Annotated in this window: 21 protein-coding genes and 1 tRNA gene; 14 read left to right on the top strand and 8 right to left on the bottom strand. The window is 73.4% G+C overall.

All coding sequences use genetic code 11. The features are described from left to right. Nucleotides 1-161: 161 nt before the first annotated feature. From WN71_RS19155 to WN71_RS19140, 4 genes are all read left to right on the top strand, one after another. A tRNA-Leu gene (locus WN71_RS19155) sits at nt 162-246 on the top strand. 340 nt (nt 247-586) lie between these two features. After that, entirely contained in the window at nt 587-4,459 is a 3,873-nt protein-coding gene (locus tag WN71_RS19150; RefSeq protein WP_046590347.1) for a Pls/PosA family non-ribosomal peptide synthetase, read from the top strand. A 70-nt stretch (nt 4,460-4,529) separates the two neighbouring features. After that, nucleotides 4,530-6,005: a M1 family metallopeptidase gene (locus tag WN71_RS19145; protein ID WP_079177957.1), complete on the top strand. Its 1,476-nt coding sequence runs from the start codon at nt 4,530-4,532 to the stop codon at nt 6,003-6,005. A gap of 4 nt (nt 6,006-6,009) precedes the next feature. Further along, nucleotides 6,010-6,384 (top strand): YchJ family protein, encoded by a 375-nt coding sequence (locus WN71_RS19140; RefSeq protein ID WP_079177956.1) that lies wholly within the window; start codon nt 6,010-6,012, stop codon nt 6,382-6,384. A gap of 79 nt (nt 6,385-6,463) precedes the next feature. On the opposite strand, the gene WN71_RS19135 is transcribed toward WN71_RS19140, so the two are convergent. Continuing rightward, the gene (locus WN71_RS19135; protein WP_046590352.1) at nt 6,464-7,165 is read right to left on the bottom strand and encodes a FadR/GntR family transcriptional regulator; all 702 of its coding nucleotides are present in this window, start codon (nt 7,163-7,165) and stop codon (nt 6,464-6,466) included. A 130-nt stretch (nt 7,166-7,295) separates the two neighbouring features. On the opposite strand from WN71_RS19135, the gene WN71_RS19130 reads away from it, so the two are divergent. Beyond that, nucleotides 7,296-7,814, top strand: coding sequence for a gluconokinase (locus tag WN71_RS19130; RefSeq protein WP_046590354.1), 519 nt, complete (start codon nt 7,296-7,298; stop codon nt 7,812-7,814). 82 nt (nt 7,815-7,896) lie between these two features. After that, the gene (locus WN71_RS19125) at nt 7,897-9,294 is read left to right on the top strand and encodes a GntP family permease (protein ID WP_046590356.1); all 1,398 of its coding nucleotides are present in this window, start codon (nt 7,897-7,899) and stop codon (nt 9,292-9,294) included. Nucleotides 9,295-9,433: 139 nt separating this feature from the next. On the opposite strand, the gene WN71_RS19120 is transcribed toward WN71_RS19125, so the two are convergent. The 3 genes from WN71_RS19120 to WN71_RS19110 form a co-directional block, all read right to left on the bottom strand. Next, nucleotides 9,434-10,060, bottom strand: coding sequence for a cytochrome b/b6 domain-containing protein (locus WN71_RS19120; RefSeq protein ID WP_046590359.1), 627 nt, complete (start codon nt 10,058-10,060; stop codon nt 9,434-9,436). Then, entirely contained in the window at nt 10,044-10,721 is a 678-nt protein-coding gene (locus WN71_RS19115) for a molybdopterin-dependent oxidoreductase (protein WP_046590422.1), read from the bottom strand. The genes WN71_RS19120 and WN71_RS19115 overlap by 17 nt, the downstream gene beginning before the upstream one ends. A 273-nt stretch (nt 10,722-10,994) precedes the next feature. Further along, on the bottom strand, nt 10,995-11,981 hold the full coding sequence (locus WN71_RS19110) for a hypothetical protein (protein WP_046590361.1): 987 nt from the start codon (nt 11,979-11,981) through the stop codon (nt 10,995-10,997). A 400-nt stretch (nt 11,982-12,381) separates the two neighbouring features. On the opposite strand from WN71_RS19110, the gene WN71_RS19105 reads away from it, so the two are divergent. The 4 genes from WN71_RS19105 to WN71_RS19090 are packed head-to-tail and all read left to right on the top strand — an operon-like array spanning nt 12,382 to nt 14,566. Further along, on the top strand, nt 12,382-13,275 hold the full coding sequence (locus WN71_RS19105) for a DMT family transporter (RefSeq protein WP_046590363.1): 894 nt from the start codon (nt 12,382-12,384) through the stop codon (nt 13,273-13,275). 46 nt (nt 13,276-13,321) lie between these two features. Next, entirely contained in the window at nt 13,322-13,843 is a 522-nt protein-coding gene (locus tag WN71_RS19100) for an NUDIX hydrolase (RefSeq protein ID WP_046590364.1), read from the top strand. A gap of 10 nt (nt 13,844-13,853) precedes the next feature. Next, nucleotides 13,854-14,246, top strand: coding sequence for a YidH family protein (locus tag WN71_RS19095; protein ID WP_046590365.1), 393 nt, complete (start codon nt 13,854-13,856; stop codon nt 14,244-14,246). Then, nucleotides 14,243-14,566, top strand: coding sequence for a DUF202 domain-containing protein (locus WN71_RS19090; RefSeq protein WP_046590367.1), 324 nt, complete (start codon nt 14,243-14,245; stop codon nt 14,564-14,566). Before WN71_RS19095 ends, WN71_RS19090 begins: the two co-directional genes overlap by 4 nt. Nucleotides 14,567-14,637: 71 nt before the next feature. Here the strand turns inward: WN71_RS19090 and WN71_RS19085 are convergent, their stop codons facing one another. After that, nucleotides 14,638-15,591 (bottom strand): NADP-dependent oxidoreductase, encoded by a 954-nt coding sequence (locus WN71_RS19085; RefSeq protein ID WP_046590369.1) that lies wholly within the window; start codon nt 15,589-15,591, stop codon nt 14,638-14,640. A 222-nt stretch (nt 15,592-15,813) separates the two neighbouring features. Between WN71_RS19085 and WN71_RS19080 the strand changes: the two genes are divergently transcribed. Together WN71_RS19080 and WN71_RS19075 are read left to right on the top strand one after the other, a co-directional pair. Next, a complete protein-coding gene (locus WN71_RS19080; RefSeq protein WP_046590371.1) occupies nt 15,814-16,836 on the top strand; it encodes a phosphotransferase family protein in 1,023 nt (340 codons plus the stop codon). Nucleotides 16,837-16,841: 5 nt separating this feature from the next. Beyond that, nucleotides 16,842-18,092 carry an acyl-CoA dehydrogenase family protein gene (locus tag WN71_RS19075; RefSeq protein WP_046590373.1) on the top strand — a complete coding sequence of 417 codons (1,251 nt, stop codon included), beginning with the start codon at nt 16,842-16,844 and terminating at the stop codon, nt 18,090-18,092. Between the two features lie 54 nt (nt 18,093-18,146). Here the strand turns inward: WN71_RS19075 and WN71_RS19070 are convergent, their stop codons facing one another. The 3 genes from WN71_RS19070 to WN71_RS19060 are packed head-to-tail and all read right to left on the bottom strand — an operon-like array spanning nt 18,147 to nt 21,195. Then, nucleotides 18,147-18,740 (bottom strand): TetR/AcrR family transcriptional regulator, encoded by a 594-nt coding sequence (locus WN71_RS19070; protein WP_046590375.1) that lies wholly within the window; start codon nt 18,738-18,740, stop codon nt 18,147-18,149. 26 nt (nt 18,741-18,766) lie between these two features. Continuing rightward, the gene (locus WN71_RS19065; protein WP_046590377.1) at nt 18,767-20,434 is read right to left on the bottom strand and encodes a class I adenylate-forming enzyme family protein; all 1,668 of its coding nucleotides are present in this window, start codon (nt 20,432-20,434) and stop codon (nt 18,767-18,769) included. Further along, nucleotides 20,431-21,195 (bottom strand): SDR family oxidoreductase, encoded by a 765-nt coding sequence (locus WN71_RS19060; protein ID WP_046590379.1) that lies wholly within the window; start codon nt 21,193-21,195, stop codon nt 20,431-20,433. The genes WN71_RS19065 and WN71_RS19060 overlap by 4 nt, the downstream gene beginning before the upstream one ends. A gap of 136 nt (nt 21,196-21,331) precedes the next feature. Here WN71_RS19060 and WN71_RS19055 point away from each other — a divergent pair, with 136 nt between their 5' ends. Then, nucleotides 21,332-22,579 (top strand): exo-beta-N-acetylmuramidase NamZ family protein, encoded by a 1,248-nt coding sequence (locus WN71_RS19055; protein ID WP_046590381.1) that lies wholly within the window; start codon nt 21,332-21,334, stop codon nt 22,577-22,579. An 85-nt stretch (nt 22,580-22,664) separates the two neighbouring features. Further along, on the top strand, nt 22,665-24,101 hold the full coding sequence (locus tag WN71_RS19050) for a serine/threonine protein kinase (RefSeq protein WP_046590387.1): 1,437 nt from the start codon (nt 22,665-22,667) through the stop codon (nt 24,099-24,101). Nucleotides 24,102-24,111: the final 10 nt, after the last annotated feature.

Genomic DNA, 24,111 nt, shown 5'->3' with positions numbered 1-24,111 from the left:
CATCCTCCCTCCGCGGCCCGTCCCGCCCCAAGAGCGGTCCCGGTCCGTCACACTCCGTTCACGCGGCGGGGCGGCCGGGACGGGGGGTGATCGGACACCCTCGAAAGCCTGGTAATGTTTCCTTCGTCGCCACGGGGGAAACCCCGCACGACAGACACCTTGTCCGGGTGGCGGAATGGCAGACGCGCTAGCTTGAGGTGCTAGTGCCCTTTATCGGGCGTGGGGGTTCAAGTCCCCCCTCGGACACAGAGCAGAGAGGGCCGCAGCCGTGAGGTTGCGGCCCTCTTTCGTCGCGGTGCTTCGTCGCGGTGTGCCACCGTGCGGTTCCGCCGGGTCGCCGTCCTCCGGTCGCCGTACGGCCATCTGTGGCCCATCTCTCGTCTCCCGCAGCCGTGCCGAGGTCAGCGCGGCCCGCCCCCTCGTCCGGCGGTCCCCCGGACGGGTTCCTCGCATCGCCGACAGAAGGGGCCGAGGCTAGCGTCGTATAAAATTTCCGGCTTGTTACGGAGCTGACGCCGGACAACCCCAGGCAGACCTGCGGGCCCGCCAGCGCCCCGGGGCACCGGGAACGAGACGCGAGGACCTGATGGCAGCCATTCAGGAGAGCGGTGCTCTCGGCCTGCTCGACGACGAGTTCGCTACCCAGCCCATTGCGCAGTCCGCCCTTTCCGCCTGCTTCCGCGCGGGTCCCGCGGCCTCGCCGCGCACCCTCGTCGACGTCTTCGACGCGACCGTACGGTCGTACCCGAACGAACTGGCCCTCGACGACGGCACCACCCGCCTGACCTACCGGGCGCTGGCCGCGGAGGTCGAGCGGCTGCGGCGGCGGCTGGCCGGCGCGGGCGTGGGCCTCGGCGACCGGGTCGGGGTGCGCGTGCCGTCCGGGACCACCGACCTCTATGTCGCGATCCTCGCGGTGCTCGCCGCGGGCGCGGCCTATGTCCCCGTCGACGCCGAGGACCCCGACGAGCGGGCCGCCCTGGTGTTCGGGGAGGCCCGGGTCCGCGCGGTCATCGGCGCGGAGCACGCGCTCACCGTCGAGGAGCCCTCGACGGTGCCCGCCGGGCGCCCCGGCGTCGAGCACGACGCGTGGATCATCTTCACCTCCGGTTCCACCGGCAGGCCCAAGGGTGTGGCGGTCAGCCACCGCAGCGCCGCCGCGTTCGTGGACGCGGAGGCCGCGCTGTTCCTGACCGAGGACCCGATCGGGCCCGGCGACCGGGTGATGGCGGGTCTCTCGGTCGCCTTCGACGCGTCCTGCGAGGAGATGTGGCTGGCCTGGCGGTACGGCGCCTGTCTGGTGCCGGTGCCGCGCTCGCGGGTGCGCAGCGGCGCCGACCTCGGGCCCTGGCTGGTCGAGCAGGAGATCACCGTGGTGTCGACGGTGCCGACGCTGGCGGCGCTGTGGGAGCCGGAGACGCTCGCCGAGGTGCGGCTGCTGATCTTCGGCGGTGAGGCGTGCCCGCCGGAGCTGACGCAGCGCCTGGTCACCGAGGGCCGCGAGGTGTGGAACACCTACGGGCCGACCGAGGCGACCGTGGTGGCCTGCGCGGCGCTGCTGACCGGGGCGGAGCCGATCCGGATCGGGCTGCCGCTGAACGGCTGGGAGCTGGCCGTCGTCGACGAGGCCGGCGAGCCCGTGCCGATGGGCGAGAGCGGGCAGCTGGTGATCGGGGGCGTCGGGCTCGCCCGGTATCTCGACGCCGAGAAGGACGCGGAGAAGTACGCGCCGCTGCCCTCGCTGGGCTGGGAGCGGGCCTATCGCAGCGGTGACCTGGTCCGCGCGGAGCCCGAGGGGCTGATCTTCCTCGGCCGGGCGGACGAGCAGATCAAGCTGGGCGGCCGGCGGATCGAGCTGGGCGAGGTGGACGCGGCGCTCCAGGCGCTGCCGGGCGTCGCGGGCGCGGCGGCCGCGGTGCGCACCGCGCGCAGCGGCAACCAGCTGCTGGTCGGCTATGTGGTCGTGCAGGAGGACTGGGACCGGGCGGCGGCCGTGGAGCGGCTGCGCGCGGAGCTGCCGGCCGCCCTGGTGCCGCTGCTCGCGCCGGTGGCCGACCTGCCGACGCGGACGTCCGGCAAGGTGGACCGGAACGCGCTGCCGTGGCCGCTGGAGGGTGTGGAGGGCCCCGCGGCCGTGCTGTACGGCACGGAGGCGTGGCTGGCCGAGCAGTGGGCGGAGGTGCTGGGCACCCCCGTCGGTTCGGCGACGGACGACTTCTTCGCGATCGGCGGCAACAGCCTGGCCGCGGCCCAGCTGACCTCGCGGCTGCGCACCCGCTATCCGAGCGCGGCCGTACTGGACGTGTATCAGCAGCCGACGCTGCGCAAGCTGGCGCGCCGCCTGGAGGAGTCGGCGCAGGACGACGGCGCGCGCCGCACGGTGGCGCCGGTGCCGCGGCGGGCGCAGCTGGTGCAGCTGCTGGTGCTGGTGCCGCTGTTCGCGCTGCTCGGGCTGCGCTGGAGCGTCGTGCTCGCGGCGGCGGGGAACCTGCTGCCGGGGTACGGCTGGCTTCCCACGGCGCCCTGGTGGCTGGTCGGCGCGGGTGCGCTGGTGTTCTTCTCGCCGCCGGGGCGGCTCGCGCTCGCCGCGGGCGGGGCGCGGCTGCTGCTGCGCGGGGTGCGACCGGGCCGCCATCCGCGGGGCGGGAGCGTGCATCTGCGGCTGTGGACGGCGGAGCGGCTCGCGGAGTTCAGCGGAGCGACCTCGCTGACCGGGTCGTGGCTGGAGCGGTACGCGCGGGCGCTGGGCGCCAAGGTGGGCGCGGACGTGGATCTGCACTCGCTGCCGCCGGTGACCGGCCTGCTGAAGATCGGGCGGGGCGCGGCCGTGGAGTCGGAGGTGGACCTGTCCGGGTACTGGCTGGACGGTGACCGGCTGGAGATCGGCGCGGTGAAGGTGGGCGCCCGTGCCGTGGTCGGCACGCGCAGCACCCTGCTGCCGGGGGCGCGGGTCGGCAAGCGGGCCGAGGTGGCGCCGGGCTCGGCGGTGACCGGGACGGTCCCGACCGGCCAGCGCTGGGCGGGCGCGCCCGCGGTGAAGCTGGGCCGGGCCAAGCGGAACTGGCCGGGGCGGCGGCCGCGGCGGAGCGCGTTCTGGCGCGGGATGTACGGGACGAGCGGGCTCGGCCTGAGTCTGCTGCCGGTGCTCGCGGGCGCGGCGGCGCTGCTGGTGGCCGGGCGGTTCGTGCGGCCCGGGGACGGGCTCGGCGCCGCGGTGTCGGGTGCGGCGGTCGCGCTGGTGCCGGCGGCGCTGGCGTACGGGCTGGTGTACGCGCTGCTGATCGTGGTGGCGGTGCGGCTGCTGAGCGTCGGGCTGCGCGAGGGTGTGCATCCCACGCACGGGCGGGTCGGCTGGCAGGCGTGGACGGTCACGCAGCTGATGGACCGCTCCCGCGAGACGCTGTTCCCGCTGTACGCCGGACTGGTGACGCCGGTGTGGCTGCGGCTGCTCGGGATGCGGATCGGGCGGGGCGCGGAGGTGTCGACGGTGCTGGCGCTGCCCAGCCTGACGACGGTGGGCGAGGGCGCGTTCCTCGCGGACGACACGCTGACGGCGCCGTACGAGCTGGGTGGCGGCTGGCTGCGGATCGGGAAGGCGCAGATCGGGCGGCGGGCGTTCCTCGGGAACTCGGGGATGACCGCGCCGGGGCGCCGGGTGCCGGACGGCGGTCTGGTCGGCGTGTTGTCGGCGACGCCGAAGAAGGCGAAGAAGGGCACGTCGTACCTGGGGCTGCCGCCGGTGAAGCTGCCGCGCAGCGCCTCGGACGGGGACGGCAGCCGGACGTACGATCCGCCGGCGCGGCTCAAGGTGGCGCGCGGTCTGGTGGAGTTCGCCCGGCTGGTGCCGGTGGTGTGCTCGGCGGCGCTGGCGGGCGGTGTGGTGGCGGTGCTGTGCGCGGCCGGCCCGTGGGCCCCGCTGCTGGGCGGTCCGGTGCTGCTGGCGGCGGGCGTGCTGGCGGGTGCGGTGTCGGTGGCCGCGAAGTGGCTGCTGGTGGGAAGGCATCACCGGGGCGAGCACCCGCTGTGGTGCGGGTACGTGTGGCGCAACGAGCTGGCGGACACCTTCGTGGAGGTGCTCGCGGTGCCGTGGCTGGTGGGCTCGGTGCCGGGCACTCCGGTCCTGACGGCGTGGCTGCGCGGGCTGGGCGCGCGGATCGGCCGGGGTGTGTGGGTGGAAAGCTACTGGCTGCCGGAGACGGATCTGGTGACACTGGAGGACGGGGCCACCGTCAACCGGGGGTGCGTCCTGCAGACCCACCTCTTCCACGACCGGATCTTGCGGACAGATACTGTGGTCCTCCGTGAGGGCGCCACCCTGGGTCCTGGCGGGATCGTCCTTCCCGGCAGCACGGTCGGGGCGCGTGCGACCCTGGGTCCCGCGTCGCTCGTCATGGCGGCGGAGTCCGTCCCCGACGACACCCGCTGGCTGGGCAACCCGATCGAGGCGTGGCGCCGCTGAACGCGGGGCAGCCGGTGCGGGAGGGCGGTGTGGCACCCGTACGAGCCCAGCGCAGGGAGCAGACGCAGCAGTGACCGTTCAGCAGTCGGCGGGGCTGGACCCGTACTTCCCGGCCAACGGCGACACCCGCTACCGGGTGCACCGCTATGAGCTCGCGCTGGACTACCGCCCCGGTCCCAACCGGCTGTCGGGGACGGCACGGATCTTCGCCATAGCGGGGCGGGCGGCGCTGACGGAGTTCCAGCTGAACCTGGCCGACTTCAAGATCGGCCGGGTGCGGGTGGACGGCCGTCAGCCGCGCTACACGCATCGCGGGGGCCGGCTGCGCATCACCCCGGCGAAGGCGCTGCGGGCGGGGGCGGCGTTCACGGTGGAGGTGCACTGGTCGGGCAATCCCAAACCGGTGGCGAGCCCCTGGGGCGGCCTCGGCTGGGAGGAGCTGGCGGACGGGGCGCTGGTGGCGAGCCAGCCGGTCGGTGCGCCGTCGTGGTACCCGTGCAACGACCGCCCGTCGGACAAGGCGGCGTATCTGCTGTCGGTGACGACGCCGTCGGCGTACCAGGTGGTGGCGGGCGGCAGGCTGCTGACCCGGACCACGAAGGCGTCGACGACGACGTACGTGTACGAGCAGTCGGCGCCGACGTCGAGCTATCTGGTGGGGCTGTCGGTCGGCAAGTACCAGACGGTGCTGCTGGGCGATCCGGGTCCGGGCGGGGTGGTGCAGCACGGGCACATCCCGGCGCATCTGCTGCCGCGGTTCTCGGCGGACTTCGCGCGTCAGCCGGCGATGATGGACCTGTTCCAGGAGCTGTTCGGGCCCTATCCGTTCGACGAGTACGCGGTGCTCGTGACGGAGGAGGAGCTCGATGTGCCGGTGGAGGCACAGGGGTTGTCGGTGTTCGGCGCCAACCACGTGGACGGGGTGCGGGGTTCGGAGCGGCTGGTGGCGCACGAGCTGGCGCACCAGTGGTTCGGCAACAGCGTGTCGGTGGCGGACTGGCGGCACATCTGGCTGAACGAGGGGCTGGCGAAGTACGCCGAGTGGCTGTGGTCGGAGCGGTCCGGCGGCGCCACGGCGCAGCAGCGCGCGGCGCTGGCGCACCGGAAGCTGTCGTCGCAGCCGCAGGATCTGCGCCTCGCGGACCCGGGCCGCAAGTCGATGTTCGACGACCGGCTCTACGAGCGCGGCGGGGTGACGGTCCACGCGATCCGCTGCGCGCTGGGCGACGAGGCGTTCTTCCGCATGCTGCAGAGCTGGACCCGGCTGCACCGGGGCGGCACGGTCACCACCCCGACGTTCGTCTCCCATGTGGCCCGCTTCGCGAACGACTCGGTGGAGGACCTGTTCGCGGCGTGGGTGTACTCCGCGGCCCTGCCTCCGCTGCCCACTCCTGCCCCTGCCCCTGCTCCTGCCCCCGCTCCCGTGGCGGAGCCGGAGCCGGTGGCGCCGCCGGAGCCGCAGGCCCGGCCGGGCCTGCTGGGGCGGGCGCGGCTCGGTACCGCGCGGGGCCGGGCGCGAAGGGATCCCGGCGCCGAAGCAGAATAGGGGCATGGCTGTGACGTGTCCCTGTGGTCTTCCCGCTGCGTACGAGGCGTGCTGCGGCCGCTATCACTCCGGGGCGGCGGCCGCGCCGACCGCCGAGGCGTTGATGCGGTCGCGGTACAGCGCGTTCGTGAAGCGGGACGCGGGTTATCTGCTGCGGACCTGGCATCCGCGGACCCGGCCGGAGCGGCTGGAGCTGGATGCGGGCACGCGCTGGACGGGGCTCGCGATCCTCGCCGCGGAGGCGGGCTCCGCGTTCCACGACGCCGGCACGGTGACGTTCCGGGCGTCCTGGCGGGGCGGGTCGCTGCACGAGCGCAGCCGGTTCGAGCGGGTCGGCGGGGCGTGGGTGTACGTGGACGGGGACTTCCTGGACGACTGACGTCTCTTTCTTCGAGGCTCCGCCACCCCGCGAGGCTCTGCTCCCCCGCGAGGCGCCGCTTGCCCGCGAGGCGCCGTGCTCAGGGCGCCAGGATGTCCAGTTCCTGGAGGGCGCCCGCGGTGATCTCCCTGGTCAGCGCCTCGGCGCGGGCGGCGTCGCCCTCGCGGATCGCCGCCGCGAGTTCCACGTGCAGGGTGACGGCCGCGGGGTCGGGATCGGCGAACATCACCTCGTGGTGGGTACGGCCGGTCAGCACCTCCGCGACGACGTCGCCGAGGCGGGCGAACATCTCGTTGCCGGACGCCGTGAGGACGATCCGGTGGAAGGCGACGTCGTGGAACAGGTACTGCTCCAGGCGGTGACCGCGCGAGTTCTCGACCATGCCGAGGGCGCGTTCGGTGAGTTGGGAACACTGCTCCGGCGTGGCGTGGCGGGCCGCGAGTCCGGCCGCGACCGGTTCGATCGCCGAGCGCAGCACGGTCAGCGAACGGAGCTGGTGCGGGCGGTCGGCGCCGGCCAGGCGCCAGCGGATGACCTGGGGGTCGTAGACGTTCCAGGCGGCCTTGGGCAGCACGGTCACGCCGACGCGGCGGCGCGACTCCACGAGGTGCATCGACTCCAGCACCCGGACCGCCTCGCGCATGACCGAGCGTGACACCTCGAAGCGCTGCGCGAGTTCGTCCGTGCGTAGAACGCTGCCCGGCGGGTACGCGCCGGCCGTGATCGCGGGGCCGAGGGTGTCCAGTACATGGCCGTGCAGCCCTCTGCCCGGTGTGCTCATGCACTCAGCGTACCGACCGCATCACCGAGCCAAAAAGTCAGACTTATTTGTCACAGACACTTGAATTAGTCGTACCTAATCGGTTTCAGTGGCGTCTACACGAGGTGTCGAGGAAGACAGCGAGGCAGCGATGAGCACCCCCCAAGTCGTCGTCGTGATGGGCGTCGCGGGCACCGGGAAGACCACGGTGGGCGCCCTGCTCGCCGCGCGCCTCGGCGTCCCCTACGCCGAGGGCGACGGCTTCCACCCCCCGGCCAACATCGCCAAGATGACGGCCGGGACCCCGCTCGACGACGCGGACCGGTGGCCCTGGCTCGACGCCATCGGCTCCTGGGCCCACGGACGGGCCGGGCTCGGCGGGGTGGTCAGCAGCTCGGCGCTGAAGCGGTCGTACCGCGACCGGCTGCGGGCGGCCGCGCCCGGCATCGTCTTCGTGCACCTCACGGGCGACCGGCACCTCATCGAGGACCGCATGGCCCACCGCCACGGGCACTTCATGCCCACGGCGCTGCTGGACTCCCAGTTCGCCACCCTCCAGCCGCTCCAGGCGGACGAGGCGGGCGTCGCCGTGGACGTGGGCGGCAGCCCCGAGGAGATCACCGAGCGGGCCGTGCGCGCGCTCGCGCGGCTCCGCGAACCGGCCGGCTGACCCGGCCGTCCGACCCGGCCACCTGCCCCCGCCGATCCCGCTCCATCCCCCCAAGTCCCCATAACCGTAAAGGGAATCCCCCGTGACCAGACTCAGCGTCGAGTTGCTGGCAGCGGACACGCCTCCGCCGATCACGTCCGCGGGCCACGCCCAGCTGGGCATAGCCGTGCTGATCGCCTTCGCGGTGATCGTCCTGCTCATCACCAAGTTCAAGCTCCACGCCTTCCTGGCGCTGACCGTCGGCTCGCTGGCGCTGGCCGCGGTCGCCGGGGCGCCCCTCGACAAGGCCATCACCAGCTTCTCCACCGGACTCGGCACCACCGTGGCGAGCGTGGGCGTCCTGATCGCGCTCGGGGCGATCATGGGCAGGCTGCTCGCCGACTCCGGCGGCGCCGACAGAATCGTCGACACGATCCTGGCGAAGGCGGGCGGCCGGGCGATGCCCTGGGCGATGGTGCTGATCGCCTCCGTCGTCGGGCTGCCGCTGTTCTTCGAGGTCGGCATCGTGCTGCTGATCCCGGTCGTGCTGATGGTCGCCAAGCGCGGCAACTACTCGCTGATGCGCATCGGCATCCCGGCGCTGGCCGGCCTCTCCGTCATGCACGGCCTGATCCCGCCGCACCCCGGCCCGCTCGTCGCGATCGACGCGCTCCACGCCAACCTGGGCGTGACGCTCGCCTTCGGGCTGCTCGTGGCCGTCCCCACGGTGATCGTCGCGGGTCCGTTGTTCTCCCGGGTCGCCGCCCGCTGGGTGGACGTCCCGGCCCCCGACCGGATGGTGCCGCAGCGCGCCTCCGACGACCTGGAGCGGCGTCCCAGCTTCGGCGCGACGCTCGCGACCGTGCTGCTGCCGGTCGCGCTGATGCTGCTCAAGGCGCTGGTGGACATCGTCGTGGACGACACCACCGACACGACCCAGCGGGTCTTCGACGTCATCGGCACCCCGCTGATCGCGCTGCTCGCCGCCGTGCTCGTCGGCTTCTTCACGCTGGGCCGGCCCGCCGGATTCAGCAGGGAGCGCCTCCAGGAGACCGTCGACAAGGGCCTGATGCCCATCGCGGGCATCCTGCTGATCGTCGGCGCGGGCGGCGGCTTCAAGCAGACGCTGATCGACAGCGGCGTGGGCCAGATGATCCTGGACGTCTCCAAGAGCTGGTCGATCCCGGCGGTGCTGCTCGCCTGGCTGATCGCGGTCGCGATCCGGCTGGCCACCGGCTCGGCGACGGTCGCGACCGTGTCGGCGGCGGGTCTGGTGGCCCCGCTCGCGGCGGACATGTCGACCGCGCACGCCGCCCTGCTGGTCCTCGCGATCGGCGCCGGCTCACTGTTCTTCAGCCATGTCAACGACGCCGGCTTCTGGCTGGTGAAGGAGTACTTCGGGCTCAGCGTCGGCCAGACGATCAAGACCTGGTCGGTGATGGAGACCATCATCTCGGTGGTGGCCGGCGGTCTGGTGATGCTGTTGTCGCTGATCGTCTAGCGCCGGTCCGGTCTCCCGGCCGCGGACGTCGTCGCACGTCCGCGGCCGGTGTCGTACGTCCCCGGCGGACGTCGTCGCACGTCCACGGCCGGTGTAGTACGACCACGGCGGACGTCGTCGTACGACCGCGGCCGGTGTGTCAGGGCCGCCAGAGCGGGTGTTCGCGCCGCGCCCAGTCCTTGGAGACCCAGCCGGTGCGCAGCCCGCGCCGGGCCTCGGGGTCGCCGAGGGCCATCCCGATGTGGCCGGCCAGCACGATGCCGACGGTCAGCGCCAGCCAGTCGTGCACGAACGTGGCCGACGTGCGCCACACCAGCGGCGTGAGATGGGTGAACCACATCATGAGACCGGTGCCCAGCATCACCAGCGTGGCCCCGGCGATCCAGGACGCGTAGATCTTCTGCCCGGCGTTGAACTTGCCCGCCGGGCGGGAGGAGCGCCGCTTGTCGCGGGCCACGGCGGCACGCAGCCAGACCTTGTCGTGCGGCCCGAACCGGTTCAGGAAGCCGAGGTCCGCGCGGAAGGCCCGGGAGGCCAGGCCCACCAGGACCGGGACCGGCAGGGCGAGGCCCGCGCACTCGTGGATGCGTACGACCAGTTCACGCCGGCCGACCAGCACGGCGAACTCGGGGATGTAGAGGCAGGCCGCGGTCGCCACGCACACGCCCATCAGCGCGGCCGTGGTGCGGTGCACCCAACGCTGGGAGTGCCCGAAGCGGCGGACCCGGGTGCCGGCGGGGGCGGGGGCGTCAGCTCGTAGGGTCATCGTCACGTCCGTTCGAACGGCCGACCCAGGCGTCGACGTCGTAGCCGCGCTCCTCCCAGTAGCCGGGCTTCACCTCGTCGGTGACGGTGATGCCGGAGAGCCACTTGGCGGACTTGTAGAAGTACATGGGGGCGACGTACAGGCGGACCGGGCCGCCGTGGTCGTGGCCGATGTCCTTGTTCTGCATCCGCAGCGCCACCAGGACGTCGGAGCGGCGGGCCTGGTCGAGGGTGAGGCTCTCGCTGTACGCGCCGTCGAAGCAGGTGAAGCGCACGGCGCGGGCGGAGGAGCGCACCCCCGCCGCGTCCAGCAGCCGCGACAGCTGCACGCCCTCGAACGGGGTGTGCGGCACCCGCCAGCCGGTGACGCACTGGACGTCCTTGACGAGCCGGGTCTGCGGCAGGGACCGCAGGTCGGACAGCGTGTAGGTGCCCGGCTTGTCGACCAGTCCGTCGATCGTCAGACGGTAGTTCGAGGCGTTCTTGTGCGGGACGGAACCGGTCACCGAGTAGTAGCGGAAGCCGCCGCCGTTCGGCAGCAGACCGGTCAGGCCGGTCGGGTCGTCGCCGGAGGCGGCCCCGAGGAACGCCTCCAGGGCGCGTTGCAGGGTCGGCGCCGTGAAGAGACCGAGGGCGCCCAGGCCCAGCGTGCCGAGCAGCACCCGCCGGCCGACGGGAGTGCCCCCGCCGTCCGCGGAGGCCGCGCGCCGCGCCCCACGGTCTGCCCCACGGTCTGCGTCACGGTCTGCGTCACGGCCCTTGGGCGGCACCTGGTCCTGCGAAGGCACCCAGCTCTGCGAGGCCGGCCGGTCCTTCGAGGGCTCACGGTCCTCGGGTGGTTCGGAGTTCACCCATTCATTCGAACACTCGGGGCCGGGCGGGGCCAGGAATCCCGGAAGTCCGTCAGCGATCCGTAAGCACTTCTTACGTTCTCCTCAGACAACGGGGTCACGCACGCCCCGGGTGACGGCCTCCCGGGCCGCCCGGAAGGCCTGGTGGGCGTCCCGGTCCGGATACGACCAGGGACTCTCGGTGACATGCGGCCCGATGCGGTGGAAGAGGGCGGCCGCCTCGGCGGCGCGGCCCTCGCAGAAGGTCGCGTGGGCGAGATAGTTCAGGTCGACATGGCGCCGCGGATGGCCGTCCTGCTCCCATTCCAGCCACCAGTCGAACGCGCATTTGAGGATCTGCCGGGCCCGCGCCCCGGTCCAGTGGCCGGAGGCGGCCGGGTCCGCGGGCTCCCGGTCCGCCGCCGCGAGCACCCGGTAGCGCTCGGTGAGGGCGACGACCGGGAGCAGCGCCAGCGGCGAGTCCGCGGGCGCCGCGGCGGCGGCCCGCTCCGCGAACGCGTACACCTCGTGATCCGGGTCGTGCCCGGCGTCCGCGTGCCGCTCGGCGAGCCGGGCGACCATCAGGTGATGGGCGTGATGGTGGTCGGCGTGGCGGCGGCGCACCTCCTCGTAGGCGCGGACCGTGTCCTCGTCGGTGCCGAGCCCCCGCTCCAGCATGAGCAGGCCCAGCCAGGGCGTGGGGTCGGCCGGGGCGAGCGCGGCGGCGCCCAGGCAGCCGGCCCGCACGGCGTCGGGCTCCTCCTTGCCGCGCAGCGCCCGCGCGACCAGGGCGACGGCGAGCAGCACGGAGGCGTCGGCCGATCCGGGCTCGGCCAGCAGCCACTCCGAGGCCCAGGCGGTGGCGTAGGACTCCCGGGCGAGGACGGTCACCCGGTGGGCCCGCCGGTCCCAGTCGTCGCCGGTGCGGGCGAGCAGCGAGCGCAGCGCCGTCCAGCGCCCCTGGGCCGCGGCGGAGCGGGCGGCGACCAGTTCGTCGTCGTCCAGGGCGGCCTCGCAGGGCCGGGCGCGGAGCTCGCGGCCGAGGCTCGGCGAGCCCGTCCGGCGGCCTGCGGGGGACGGGGGTGGGGGCAACGCGGTCTTCCTCGTGCGACACGGCGCGTGGCCGGTTCGCGTCAGGTCGTGGTCAACTGATCACGCACAGCAAATCCCCAGCCATCAGTTCGCGTCAAGCTCCGGCCCGGAGTTGAACCCGTCAACTACCGTTTCTCCTGGGGAACTTGAACCCCGTACGATCCCCCCTGCGCCGCCCCTCACGGGGGTCCCGCAGGTCACGACTGTGGCGTACGCCATAGCGCGGTCGTACGGGGCGACGCACGATGGATGCGCGGCCGCGCCCGTCGCCCGGGGTTCACCCGGCGTCGCGGCCGCGTCCACTGCCCGGTTCCCGGCTCTCCCGGGGCGGGCCGCGCCCACAGACGCTACAGTCGGCGCCACTACGACCCGGTGGCCCGGCGGACGATGAGGTACGCGCGTGTCGGTTCTGGTTCTCACTCTCGCCGTGAGCGCGGCCTGCTGTCTCGGCTTCGGCTTCGTGCTCCAGCAGAACGCGGCGGCGCACGCCCCGCTGGGCGACTTCCTGTCCCCGCGCCTGCTGCTCGACCTCATGCGGGTGCCGCGCTGGCTCGGCGGCATCGCCCTGATGGTGGCGGGCATGGTGCTCGGCGCGATCGCGCTGAGCAACGGCGAGATCTCCCTGGTGGAGCCGCTGCTCGCGACGAACCTGCTGTTCGCGCTGGCCCTCTCGCGCAGACAGACCGGAAACCGCCTCGGCCGCCAGGGCTGGACCGGGCTCGGGCTGCTCGCGGGCGGCGTGACCGCCTTCATCGTCGCCGGTCAGCCGCGCGGCGGCAGCGCGGTCGCGGACCCGGTGCGGCACTGGCTGATCATCGGCCTCGTCGCCGGCGTCGCGGTGGTGCTGGTCACGTACGCCAAGCGCTCGCGGCTCAGCGCCGCCCCCGTGCTCCTCTCGCTCGCCGCGGGCCTGCTCTACGGCGTCCAGGACGCCCTGACCAGGGTCAGCGGCCAGCGCTTCTCCGCGGGCGGCCTCGGCGAGCTGCTGACCGGCTGGCAGCCGTACGGTGTGCTGGTGATCGGCGTGACCGGGCTGATCCTGGTGCAGAGCGCCTTCGAGACGGCGCCGCTGCGCATGTCCCTGCCCGCCCTGACCGCGGCCCAGCCGCTCGCCGGGATCCTCTGCGGTGTGGGCTTCCTCGGCGACCGGCTGCGCGCCGACACCGGAGCGCTGGCCTGGGAGGCGGCGGGGCTCGCGGCGATCGTGCTGGGCATCGTGCTGCTGGGCCTGCACCCGGCGATGCCGGCCGGCCTGGTCAGGCCGCGCCCGGCGCGGGACCTCCAGCCCAGCTGACCCGGGCCCCCTCGGGGCCACGGACCGCGGTGCTTGGATGGTCCCCATGAGCGCTGCTGACGAGATCCTCGACATCGTCGACGAGCACGACCGGGTGGTCGGCCGATCCCCCCGCGGTGAGGCCTACGCCCAGGGGCTGCGGCACCGGGCCGTCTTCGTCCAGGCCCGGGACGCGGCCGGACGGCTCTTCGTGCACCGCCGCACCCCCGTCAAGCTGGTCTTCCCCTCGCTGTACGACATGTTCGTCGGCGGTGTGGTCGGCGCGGGCGAGTCCTACGACGACGCGGCCCTGCGCGAGGCGGAGGAGGAGCTCGGCGTGAGCGGGCTGCCGCAGCCGGCCTTCCTCTTCAAGTTCCTCTACGACGACGGCGCCGGGCAGAGCTGGTGGTCGGCGGTGTACGAGGTGCGCTGCGACCTGCCGGTCAGCCCCCAGGTGGAGGAGGTCGCCTGGCACGACTTCCTGCCCGAGGAGGAGGTGGAACGCCGGCTCGGGGAGTGGGAGTGGGTGCCGGACGGTGTGGCGGCCTGGCACAGGCTCCGGGAGCACAGGTCGAACACCCCCGGGTAGGGTCCTGAGCGTGATCGAGTTCGTGCGCAACGTCCGCCTGTGGTTCGCCCCCGAGGAGGTGCGGGACGAGGGCAGCACGCCCGACTACCGGTTCTCGCTGGCGAACGAGCGCACGTTCCTGGCCTGGCTGCGCACCGCGCTCGCGCTGATCGGCGGCGGCTTCGCCGTCGACCAGTTCCTGCCCGACCTGCGCTGGGGCTGGCGGGTGGGCCTGGCGCTCGCGCTGCTGGCGTCCGGCGTGCTGTGCTCCCTGCGGGCCATCGACCACTGGGTGCGCTGCGAGCGCGCCATGCGCCGCGGCGAGGACCTGCCCGCCTCCCGGTTCCCGGCACTGCTCGGCGTGCTGGTCGCGGTCGTGGCGGTGGCCATGGTCGTCGTCGTGCTGGCCGGGTGGGAGGGGTGAGCACGGACGCCGCCGGGCCGTCGCGCGACCCGGGGCTCCAGCCGGAGCGGACCCGGCTGGCCTGGCGGCGTACGACGCTCTCGGTGACCGTGGCCGCGGTGCTCGCGGTGAAGTCGGCGCTGCACGGCGGGGCGACCGCCGACTCGATCGTGGTGGGCGCCGTGTGCTGCGCGCTGTGGCTGGGCTTCCTGCTGGTGGCCCACGGCCGCATCCGGGCCCTCGCCGCCGGCCGCCCCCCGACGCTGGCCCCGCGGCTCGCGACGGCGGCGGTGCTGTGCGCGGTGGCCATGGCGGTGTGCGCGGCGGCACTGGTGACGTAGGGCCGAAGCCTGGTGACACAGGGCCGAAGGGGCGAGGGGGACGTCGGTCACGTCGGAGCGGCGTGTCCGTCTCACGTCGGAAGCGGCGTGTCCGTCTCACGGCTCACCGTCACCACGATCTTCCCGCGGGTCCGGCCCGTCTGGCTCAGGCGATGCGCCTCCGCCGCGCGCTCCAGCGGGAAGACCTCGCTGACGTGCACCGAGAGCACGCCCTGTTCGGCCAGTTCGGTCAGGCGCAGCAGGTCGTCGGCGTCGGGGCGGACGAAGCAGTACCGGCCGCCGTACGCCACCACCTCGGGGTCCGCGATGGAGGCGAGGCGGCCGCCCTGGGTGAGCAGGTTCGCGGAGACCTTGAGGGTGTCGCCGCCGACGGTGTCGAAGGCCGCGTCCACTCCTTCGGGCGCAAGGCCGCGGACGCGTTCGGCGAGGCCCTCGCCGTACTCGACGGGCTCGCCGCCGAGGGAGCGGACGTAGTCGTGGTGCGGCGGGCTCGCCGTGCCGATGACGCGGGCGCCGGTGTGCCGGGCGAGCTGGACGGCGAACGAGCCGACGCCGCCCGCGGCCGCGTGCACGAGGACGGTCTCGCCGCGCTTGACGGCGAGCGCCCGGTTCAGGACCTGGTAGGCCGTGAGCCCGGTCAGCGGCAGTCCGGCCGCCTCCGCGAAGGAGAGGTTGCGCGGCTTGCGGGCGAGGGTGCGCACCGGGGCCGCCACGCGTTCGGCGAAGGTGCCGCGGGAGAGGAAGTCCTCGCGGACGTAGCCGATGACCTCGTCGCCGGCCGCGAACTCGGTGACGGCGGGACCGGGCCGGAGCACGACGCCGGAGACGTCCCAGCCCGGCACGACGGGGAAGACGGCGTCCAGCGCCCCCTGGAGATACCCCTGGCGGCACTTCCAGTCCACCGGGTTGACGGCCGCCGCGCGCACCTCCACCAGCACCGTGTCCGGCCCCACCGTGGGCTCGCGGACCTCGCCGTACTCCAGCACCTCGGGTCCGCCGTACCGGCTGTAGCTGATGGCCTTCATGCGTCCGACCCTCGGGGGAAGCCCGGCGCCACGCAAGCGGTATGCCCGGATATGCGGCGTTCGCGTGGCGCGCGGAACGGCCGAGTCGCGCCGCCGGAAGAGCCGCGCCACAGGACAGCGGCCTATCGTGGCACCGATCACGTTCGGCCGACCCACTGGACGACATACCGACCGGTCGGCATCATGAGTCGCGTCCTGTTCACCCGTACGTAGGAGCGACGTATGAGCCCCGACCACCCGCCCGGACTCGATCTCGACCGGCTGCGCGGACTGCTCGACCGCGAGCGGCCCGGTCTGGTGAGCGGTCCGCTGACCGGCCGGCTGATCGAGGGCGGACGCTCCAACCTCACCTACGCCGTCGGCGACGGCACGTCCCGCTGGGTCGTGCGCCGGCCCCCGCTCGGGCATGTGCTCGCCACCGCGCACGACATGAAGCGCGAGCACCGGGTGATCAGCGCGCTGCACCCGACCGACGTGCCGGTCCCGCGCCCGGTCCTGCTGTGCGAGGACGAGGAGGTGCTCGGGGCGCCGTTCTACGTGATGGAGTTCGTCGAGGGCACGCCGTACCGCACCGCGGACCAGCTGCTCCCGCTCGGCCCCGAGCGCACCCGCAGCGCGGTGCTGTCCCTGGTCGACACCCTCGTCGAGCTGCACGCGGTGGACCCCGCGGAGGTCGGCCTCGCCGACTTCGGCCGCCCCGAGGGCTTCCTCGACCGGCAGCTGCGCCGCTGGGGCAAGCAGCTGGACGCCTCCCGCAACCGCGAGCTGGCCGGCATCGAGGAGCTGCACGCGGCGCTCGGGCGCAGGCTGCCCGTCTCGCCCGCCGCGACCGTCGTGCACGGCGACTACCGCCTGGACAACGTCCTCATCGGCGCGGACGACCGGATCAACGCGATCCTCGACTGGGAGATGTCGACGCTCGGCGACCCGCTGACCGACCTCGGCCTGCTGGTCATGTACTCCATGCCGCTCGGCATGGCCGACTCCCCCGTCTCGACCACCGCCGAGGCCCCCGGCCACCCCTCCCCCGCCGAGTTGATCGAGCGCTACGCCGAGCGCTCCGGCCGGGACGTCTCCGCGGTCTCCTGGTACACCGCGTTCGCCTGGTTCAAGCTCGCGGTGATCCTGGAGGGCATCCACTACCGCTACACCCTGGGCCAGACCGTCGGACGCGGCTTCGACCGCATCGGCGACCTCGTGCCCGTCTTCATCGACCACGGACTCACCACCCTCCAGGAAGGCTGACCGCCATGGACTTCGCGTTCGACGCGCGCACCGAGGAACTGCGGGCCCGGCTCCTCGCCTTCATGGACGAGTACGTCTACCCGGCCGAGGCGGTCGCCGAGGAGCAGCGGGCGCTGCTCGCCTCGCCCTGGGACCAGCCCGCCGTGGTGGAGGAGCTGAAGGCGGAGGCGCGCAGGCAGGGCCTGTGGAACCTCTTCCTGCCGGACGCCGAGTACGGCGCCGGTCTGACCAACCTCCAGTACGCGCCGCTGGCCGAGATCACCGGCCGCTCCCCGCACCTCGCGCCCACCGCGCTGAACTGCGCGGCGCCCGACACCGGCAACATGGAGGTGCTCGCGCAGTTCGCCGACGAGCACCAGCGCAAGCAGTGGCTGGAGCCGCTGCTCGCGGGCGAGATCCGCTCCGCCTTCGCGATGACCGAGCCGGACGTGGCCTCCTCCGACGCCACCAACATCACCACGCTGATCGAGCGTGACGGTGGGGGCACCTCCCGCTCGAGCGGAGCCGAGAGTGGGGGAGAGTACGTCATCACGGGTCGCAAGTGGTACATCTCCGGGGCGATGAACCCGGACTGCAAGATCTTCATCGTGATGGGCAAGACCGACCCGGACGGCGCGGACATCCGCCGCCAGCAGTCCATGGTGCTGGTCCCGCGCGACACCCCGGGCGTCACCGTGAAGCGCGCCATGCAGGTCTTCGGCTACGAGGACCACTCGCACGGCGGCCACGCCGAGGTGGTCTTCGACCACGCGCGCGTGCCGGTCGCGAACCTGATCGGCGAGGAGGGCGGCGGCTTCGCCATCGCGCAGGCGCGGCTCGGTCCGGGCCGTATCCACCACTGCATGCGGCTGATCGGCATGGCCGAGCGGGCGATCGAGCTGATGTGCCGCCGGGCGGTCGCCCGGAACGCGTTCGGCAAGGCGCTGGCCCAGCAGGGCGTGGTCCACAACTGGATCGCGGACGCCCGGGTGACGGTCGAGTCGCTGCGGCTGCTGGTGCTGAAGACGGCCTGGCTGATGGACACGGTCGGCAACAAGGGCGCCCACACCGAGATCCAGGCGATCAAGATCGCCACCCCGCGCGCGGTCGTGGACATCATCGACCGGGCGATCCAGCTGCACGGCGCGGGCGGCGTCAGCCAGGACTTCCCGCTGGCGGAGCTGTACGCGAGCGCGCGTACGCTGATGATCGCGGACGGGCCGGACGAGGTCCACCAGCGGTCGCTGGCGCGGCGGGAGCTGAAGAAGTACCTGTGAGCACGGGAAGGGGCCCGGAGGCGATCGCCTCCGGGCCCCTTCCGCTGCCGGGTGTCAGGGCCGCAGCGCCCGCAGCAGCAGGTCCGCCAGATGGTCGGCGACCTGCTGCGGGGTCATCGGCCCGTCGGGCCGGTACCACGTCGACAGGTGGTGCACCGAGCCGAAGTGGTAGTCGACCACGAGGTCGGCGGGGGTCGCCGTGGAGAACACGCCCGCCCGCTGGCCCTCCTCGACCAGCGCGCGGAAGCGTTCGTGGTAGCGCCGGCGCTCGGCGCGCACCTGCTTGTTCTTCTCCGGGCTGAGATGCTGCATCGACCGGAAGAAGATCGACGCGTCGTCGAGGTTCTCGATCGTCGTGACGACCACGTCCGCCGCCGCGCCGCGCAGCCGCTTCTCGATCGGCTCGTCGGCGTCCGCGAAGGCGTCGAGGCGCTCCTGCTGGACCCGCAGCACGCGCGCGTACACCTCGTGCAGCAGGTCGTCCTTGGAGCCGAAGTAGTGGTAGAGCGCCCCCTTGGTGACGCCCGCCGCCTCGACGATCTCCTGCACCGACGTGCGGTCGTAACCCTGCTCGGCGAAGAGCCGGGTGGCGGCGGCCAGCAGCCGTTGCGGGACGGGGGTCCCGTCGCCGTCCGTCGTCCTGGGCACTGCCGCCACCTGCCTTTCCCTGATGTCTACTCGCTGTTCGCGGTACGGGAACGCAGTTCCCGTCGGAGGATCTTCCCACTCGCCGTCTTCGGCAGGTCCGGCAGGATCTCCACCAGCCGCGGGTATTTGTAGGCGGCCAGTCTCTCCTTGCAGTACGCGGCCAGCGCCGCCGGGTCGGTCTCCGCGTCCGGCCGCAGGCTGATGTACGCCTTGACGGTCTCGCCACGGTACCCGTCGGGGACCCCGACCACGGCCGCTTCGCGGACCGCCGGGTGGGTGTAGAGGACGTCCTCGACCTCGCGCGGCCAGACCTTGAAGCCGGACGCGTTGATCATGTCCTTCTTGCGGTCGACGACGTACAGCCAGCCCTGCTCGTCCATGAAACCGATGTCGCCGGTGCGCAGTTCACCGCCGGGGAAGGTCTCCGCGGTGGCCTCGGGCCGCCGCCAGTAGCCGGGCACGACCTGCGGTCCGCTGACCACGATCTCGCCCTGCTCGCCGAACGGCACCTCCTCGCCCCGGTCGTCGAGTATCCGTACGACCGTGTCGGGGCCCGGCACGCCGACCGCGAGGGTGCCGGATGCGGGGTCGACGGGGGCCTCCAGGGCCGGGGGCACGGAGGCGCAGGGCGCGGTGCACTCGGTGAGGCCGTAGCCGTTGCGGATGTACGGCCCGAAGCCCGCCCGGAACTTCTCCACCAGGGCGGGCGGCAGCGGCGCGCCGCCGGAGGAGATGTTCACGAAGGACGCGAAGTGGTCCGGGGTGACCGCCGGGTGGGCGGCGAGCGCCATGAACGCGGTGGAGGGGCCGACCGTGTAGTGCGGACGGTGCGCGGCGAACGCGTCGAGGACGGCGCCCGCCTCGAAGCGGTACGCCAGCACGAGCGTGCCCGCGCTGTTCAGACAGGCGCCCAACTGGCAGACCATGCCGGTGATGTGGAACAGCGGCGCCATCGCGAAGTAGACCGGCGCGTCGGGCAGGGGCATCCCGGTGCGCTGGCGTTCGGCGTTGTACATGATGTTGGCGTGCGTGTTGGTGGCGCCCTTGGGGGTGCCGCTGGTACCCGAGGTGTAGCTGATCAGGGCGATGTCGCCGGGCGCCGGGTCGCGGCCCTCGGGTGCCGTGCCGCCCTGGCGGGCGACGGTGGTGAGGTCGTCCGCGTCGGGGGCCTCGGGCAGCCGCTCGAAGGCGAGGACGCGCGGGTCGTTGCCGGTCTGGAAGTCCAGTTCGCACGCGGTGAGCGCGATGCGCACCGGCGAGTCGGCGGCCGCCTCGCGCAGATACGTCTCCCACGCGCGGTCGGAGCAGATCAGCGCGGCCACCTCGCCGTCCCGCAGGACGTGGCCGACCTCGCCCGACTTGTACATGGGGTTGACGGGGACGACGGTCGCGCCCGCCTTCCAGGCGCCGAGGACGGCGAGCACGAAGTGCGGGGAGTTCTGGAGCAGCACCGCGACCCGGTCGCCGCGTTCCAGGCCGCGGGCGGCGAGGTGGGCGGCGACCGAGTCGCTCAGCTCGTCCACCTCGCGGTAGGTGAGCCGGCCGTCGAAGTAGGCGAGGCAGGCGCGGTCCGGGGCCTCGGCGGCCGACCGGCGCAGCGCGTGCACCAGGGAGTCGGCGGGCTCGACGGGGGCGCGCTGGGCGTCGCTGAGGAGGGCCAGCCAGGGGCGGGTGGCGTAGCGGGAATCGGTCACCGGTTGGCCTCCCACTTGCGCTGGATGTGGTTCATGCCGGCCAGCCAGCGATCGGGCTGGTCGGCCCTCGCCCGGTAGTAGTCGGCGACCTCGGGGTGCGGAAGGATCAGGAAGCGGTCCTCCGCGATGCCCTTGAAGAGGGCGTCCGCGACGTCGTCGGGTTCGATCGCGGTGGGCCGCAGCACGAGGTCGCCGGCGGCGCCGGTGGCCTCAAGCATCGCGGTGCGCACACCCTGCGGACAGATCGCGTGGACCTTCACGCCGCGGTGGCGGTACGTCAGCGACAGCCACTCGGCGAAGGCGAGCGCGCCGTGCTTGGTGACGCTGTAGGAGGGCGCGCCGACCATGGTCAGCAGCCCGGCCGCGGAGACGGTCGACACGAAGCGCCCGGTGCCGCGTTCGAGCCAGTCGGGCAGCAGGGCCTGGGCGGCCCGGACGTGGGCCATGACGTTGACGTCCCAGGAGGTCGCCCAGGTCCTCTCGTCGAGGTCGGTGCCGCCGTCCTCGAAGGCGACGCCCGCGTTGGCGCACCAGATGTCGATGCCGCCGCCGAGTGCCTCGCGGGCGGCGTCCACGATCCCCGAGGCGTCGCCGGGGACGGCGGTCGCGCCGATCTCGGCGGCCACGGCCTCGGCTCTCGACGCGTCGAGGTCGTTCACCACGACCCGGGCCCCTTCGGCGGCGAAGCGGCGCGCGAGGGCGGCTCCGATCCCTCCTCCGGCCCCCGTGACGACGACTCCGGCATCCTGAACAGCTTCCACCCTCGGTCTCCTTCGACACGACGAGAACGGCTCCGCTGCGACACACTAACCGGTCGGTATGTTTCAGACCAGGGCCGCCGTCACACGTTCAAGACCACGCGCACGCTCGAGACCTCCCCCACACGAAGGGTCCCTCATGCGTCTGTCCCGACGGAGTCTGCTCGTCGACGCGACCGCCACGGCCACCGCCGCCACCGTCTCGGCCCTGTCCCCCGCCCCGGCGTCGGCCGCTCCGGGCCGGCCGCTCAGGACCGGCTTCGACCGGCTGGCCGCGGACGGGTACGCGCCGCTCGACGGCGCCCGCGTCGGCGTCGTCACCAACCCCACCGGCGTCACCCGCGACGTGCGGCACATCGTGGACGTGATGCACGCCGACCCGCGGGTGCGGCTGGTCGCGGTGTTCGGCCCGGAGCACGGCTTCCGCGGCACCGCACAGGCCGGCGGCTCCGAGGGCCGCTACGACGACCCCGCCACCGGCCTGCCCGTCTACGACACCTACCTGAAGAGCGGGCAGGCGCTCGCGGACGTGTTCACGGCCGCCGGCGTGGACACCGTCGTCTTCGACATCCAGGACGTCGGCGCCCGCTTCTACACCTACATCTGGACGCTGTACGACTGCATGGAGGCGGCCGCCCTCGCGGGCAAGCGGTTCGTGGTGCTCGACCGGCCCAACCCGGTGAGCGGACGGCGGGCCGAAGGGCCGGTGCTGCACAAGGAGTTCGCGACCTTCGTGGGCCGGCAGCCGATCGCGCAGGCGCACGGGATGACCGTCGCCGAGCTGGCCCGGCTGTTCAACGGGGAGTTCCTCACCGACCCGGTGCCGCTCACGACGGTGCGCATGTCCGGCTGGGAACGCTCGCTGTTCCACGACGCCTTTGGGCTGCCGTGGGTGCCGCCGAGCCCCAACATGCCGACCGCGGACACCGCGCTCGTGTACTCCGGCACCTGCCTGTTCGAGGGCACGAACCTGTCCGAGGGGCGGGGCACCACCCGGCCCTTCGAACTGCTCGGCGCCGACGGCGTCGACGGGCGCTGGGCCGCCGCGGCGGAGCGGCTCGCCCTGCCCGGGGTGCACTTCCGGGAGGCGTACTTCGCCCCGACCTTCTCCAAGTTCCAGGGCACGACGATCGGCGGCGTGCAGCTCCACGTGCACGACCGGGCCGCCTTCGAGCCCGTGCGCACGGGGATCGCGCTGCTGGTGACCGCGAAGCGGGTGTGGAGCGGCTTCGCGTGGCGCTCCGATCTGTGGATCGACAAGCTCACCGGATCCGACCGGGTGCGCACCCTGATCGACGCCGGGGCGGACACCGACGACGTCGTGGCGGCCTGGCAGAGCGAACTCACCGCATTCCGGAAGATCAGGAAGGAATATCTCCTGTACTGACGAGTCGTGACGTATGGCCAACCTCCGTGGCGAGCAGGACGATGCCCGCACAATCCATCACCTCGGAGGACGAAAGAGGTCTGTCATGGCGGATACGGGCATGAGTGTGACCCCGTACTGGGAGTTGACTTTCGACGCGGACGGCGACGTGGACACCGCGGAACGGGACCGGCTGCTCGCCGGGGCCGTCGCACGCGGCGTCCACGACCTGATCGTGTTCGCCCACGGCTGGAACAGCGACCGCTCCGGCGCGACCCGGCTCTACAGCCACTTCTTCGCGCCGATCCCGCGTCTGGTGCCGCGAGCCAGACTCGGCTACGCCGGGGTGGTGTGGCCGTCGATGCGGTACTCCGACGAGCCGATCCCGGACTTCCCGCGCACGGTGGCCGCCCCGGCGCCGCCACCTCCGGCACTGGACAAGGACAGCAGACAGGCGCTGCTGTCCGTCTTCCCGAACCGGGCGACCGTGATCGAGCAGATCGCCGCCCTGCTGGAGGAACGGCCGGCCGGGGAGGCGGAGCTGGAGCGGTTCGGGCAGTTGGTGCGGATCCTGGTGGACGTCGCGCCGGACGCGCCCCGGGCCGGGTGCGCGGCGGACACCGAACCGGACGGGGCCGACGCGGACGGGGCGGACGCGCACGGTGCGGACGCGGACGGTGCGGACGCGGACGGTGCGGACGGTGCGGACGCGGACTGGGCGGACGCGGTCGGGCGCGCCGCCGCCGGGCAGCCGCTGATGTTCCGGGCGCCCGTGGCCGACGTCTGCGCGGACTTCGCGCGGGCGCTGGGGCGGCTGGAGACCGGCGGGGCGCTCGCCTCGTTCACCCTGCCCGACCCGTGGGCGGGGGCCCGCGAGTTCCTGCGGCAGGCGACGTACTACGAGATGAAGCGGCGGGCGGGCGCGGTCGGCGAGCGCGGACTCGGGCCCGTGCTCGGCAGACTCGCCGAGGCGGCGCCGGGGCTGCGGGTGCACCTGGTCGGGCACAGCTTCGGCGGGCGCCTGGTGGCGTTCGCGCTGCGCGGGCTGCCCGACGGGGTGCGCACGGTGAAGTCGGTGACGCTGCTGCAGGGCGCCTTCTCGCACTACGCCTTCGCGGCGAGTCTGCCGCACGACCCGCACGCGGCGGGCGCGCTGCGGGACCGGCACAAGCGGATCGACGGGCCGCTGGTGTGCTGCTACTCCCACTTCGACTCGGCGCTCGGGACGCTGTACCCGCTGGCCTCGCGGATGGCGGACGACGCCGCCTCGCTGACCGCCCCGGCCGGGGCGGCCGCGGAGGCGCTCGGGGATCTGCTCGGGGCCGAGTGGGGCGCGATGGGGCACGACGGGGTGCAGGCGGTGCCCGGCACGCGGGCGCTGACCCTCGCCCGCGCGCTGGCCGCCCCGCTGCCCACGACGGGCTGCGTGAACGTGGACGCCGCCGAGGTGGTGCGCCGGGGCGGCCCGCCGACCGGCGCGCACAGCGACATCGTCCACCCCGAGCTGGCCCGGGTGGTGCTGGCGGCGGGCCGGATCACCTGACCCGCCGCCG

The sequence above is a fragment of the Streptomyces mangrovisoli genome (assembly GCF_000974985.2).
Lineage (GTDB): Bacteria > Actinomycetota > Actinomycetes > Streptomycetales > Streptomycetaceae > Streptomyces > Streptomyces mangrovisoli.
Note: the sequence above shows the minus strand (reverse complement) of the source record. Positions and strands in the feature narration are given on the sequence as shown.

Excerpts from the sequence above, each read along its gene's own strand:
- WN71_RS19150 (WP_046590347.1), top strand. The coding sequence starts at position 587 with ATGGCAGCCATTCAGGAGAGCGGTGCTCTCGGCCTGCTCGACGACGAG.
- WN71_RS19140 (WP_079177956.1), top strand. The coding sequence starts at position 6,010 with ATGGCTGTGACGTGTCCCTGTGGTCTTCCCGCTGCGTACGAGGCGTGC.
- WN71_RS19135 (WP_046590352.1), bottom strand. The coding sequence starts at position 7,165 with ATGAGCACACCGGGCAGAGGGCTGCACGGCCATGTACTGGACACCCTC.
- WN71_RS19130 (WP_046590354.1), top strand. The coding sequence starts at position 7,296 with ATGAGCACCCCCCAAGTCGTCGTCGTGATGGGCGTCGCGGGCACCGGG.
- WN71_RS19120 (WP_046590359.1), bottom strand. The coding sequence starts at position 10,060 with ATGACCCTACGAGCTGACGCCCCCGCCCCCGCCGGCACCCGGGTCCGC.
- WN71_RS19100 (WP_046590364.1), top strand. The coding sequence starts at position 13,322 with ATGAGCGCTGCTGACGAGATCCTCGACATCGTCGACGAGCACGACCGG.
- WN71_RS19085 (WP_046590369.1), bottom strand. The coding sequence starts at position 15,591 with ATGAAGGCCATCAGCTACAGCCGGTACGGCGGACCCGAGGTGCTGGAG.
- WN71_RS19080 (WP_046590371.1), top strand. The coding sequence starts at position 15,814 with ATGAGCCCCGACCACCCGCCCGGACTCGATCTCGACCGGCTGCGCGGA.
- WN71_RS19075 (WP_046590373.1), top strand. The coding sequence starts at position 16,842 with ATGGACTTCGCGTTCGACGCGCGCACCGAGGAACTGCGGGCCCGGCTC.
- WN71_RS19055 (WP_046590381.1), top strand. The coding sequence starts at position 21,332 with ATGCGTCTGTCCCGACGGAGTCTGCTCGTCGACGCGACCGCCACGGCC.
- WN71_RS19050 (WP_046590387.1), top strand. The coding sequence starts at position 22,665 with ATGGCGGATACGGGCATGAGTGTGACCCCGTACTGGGAGTTGACTTTC.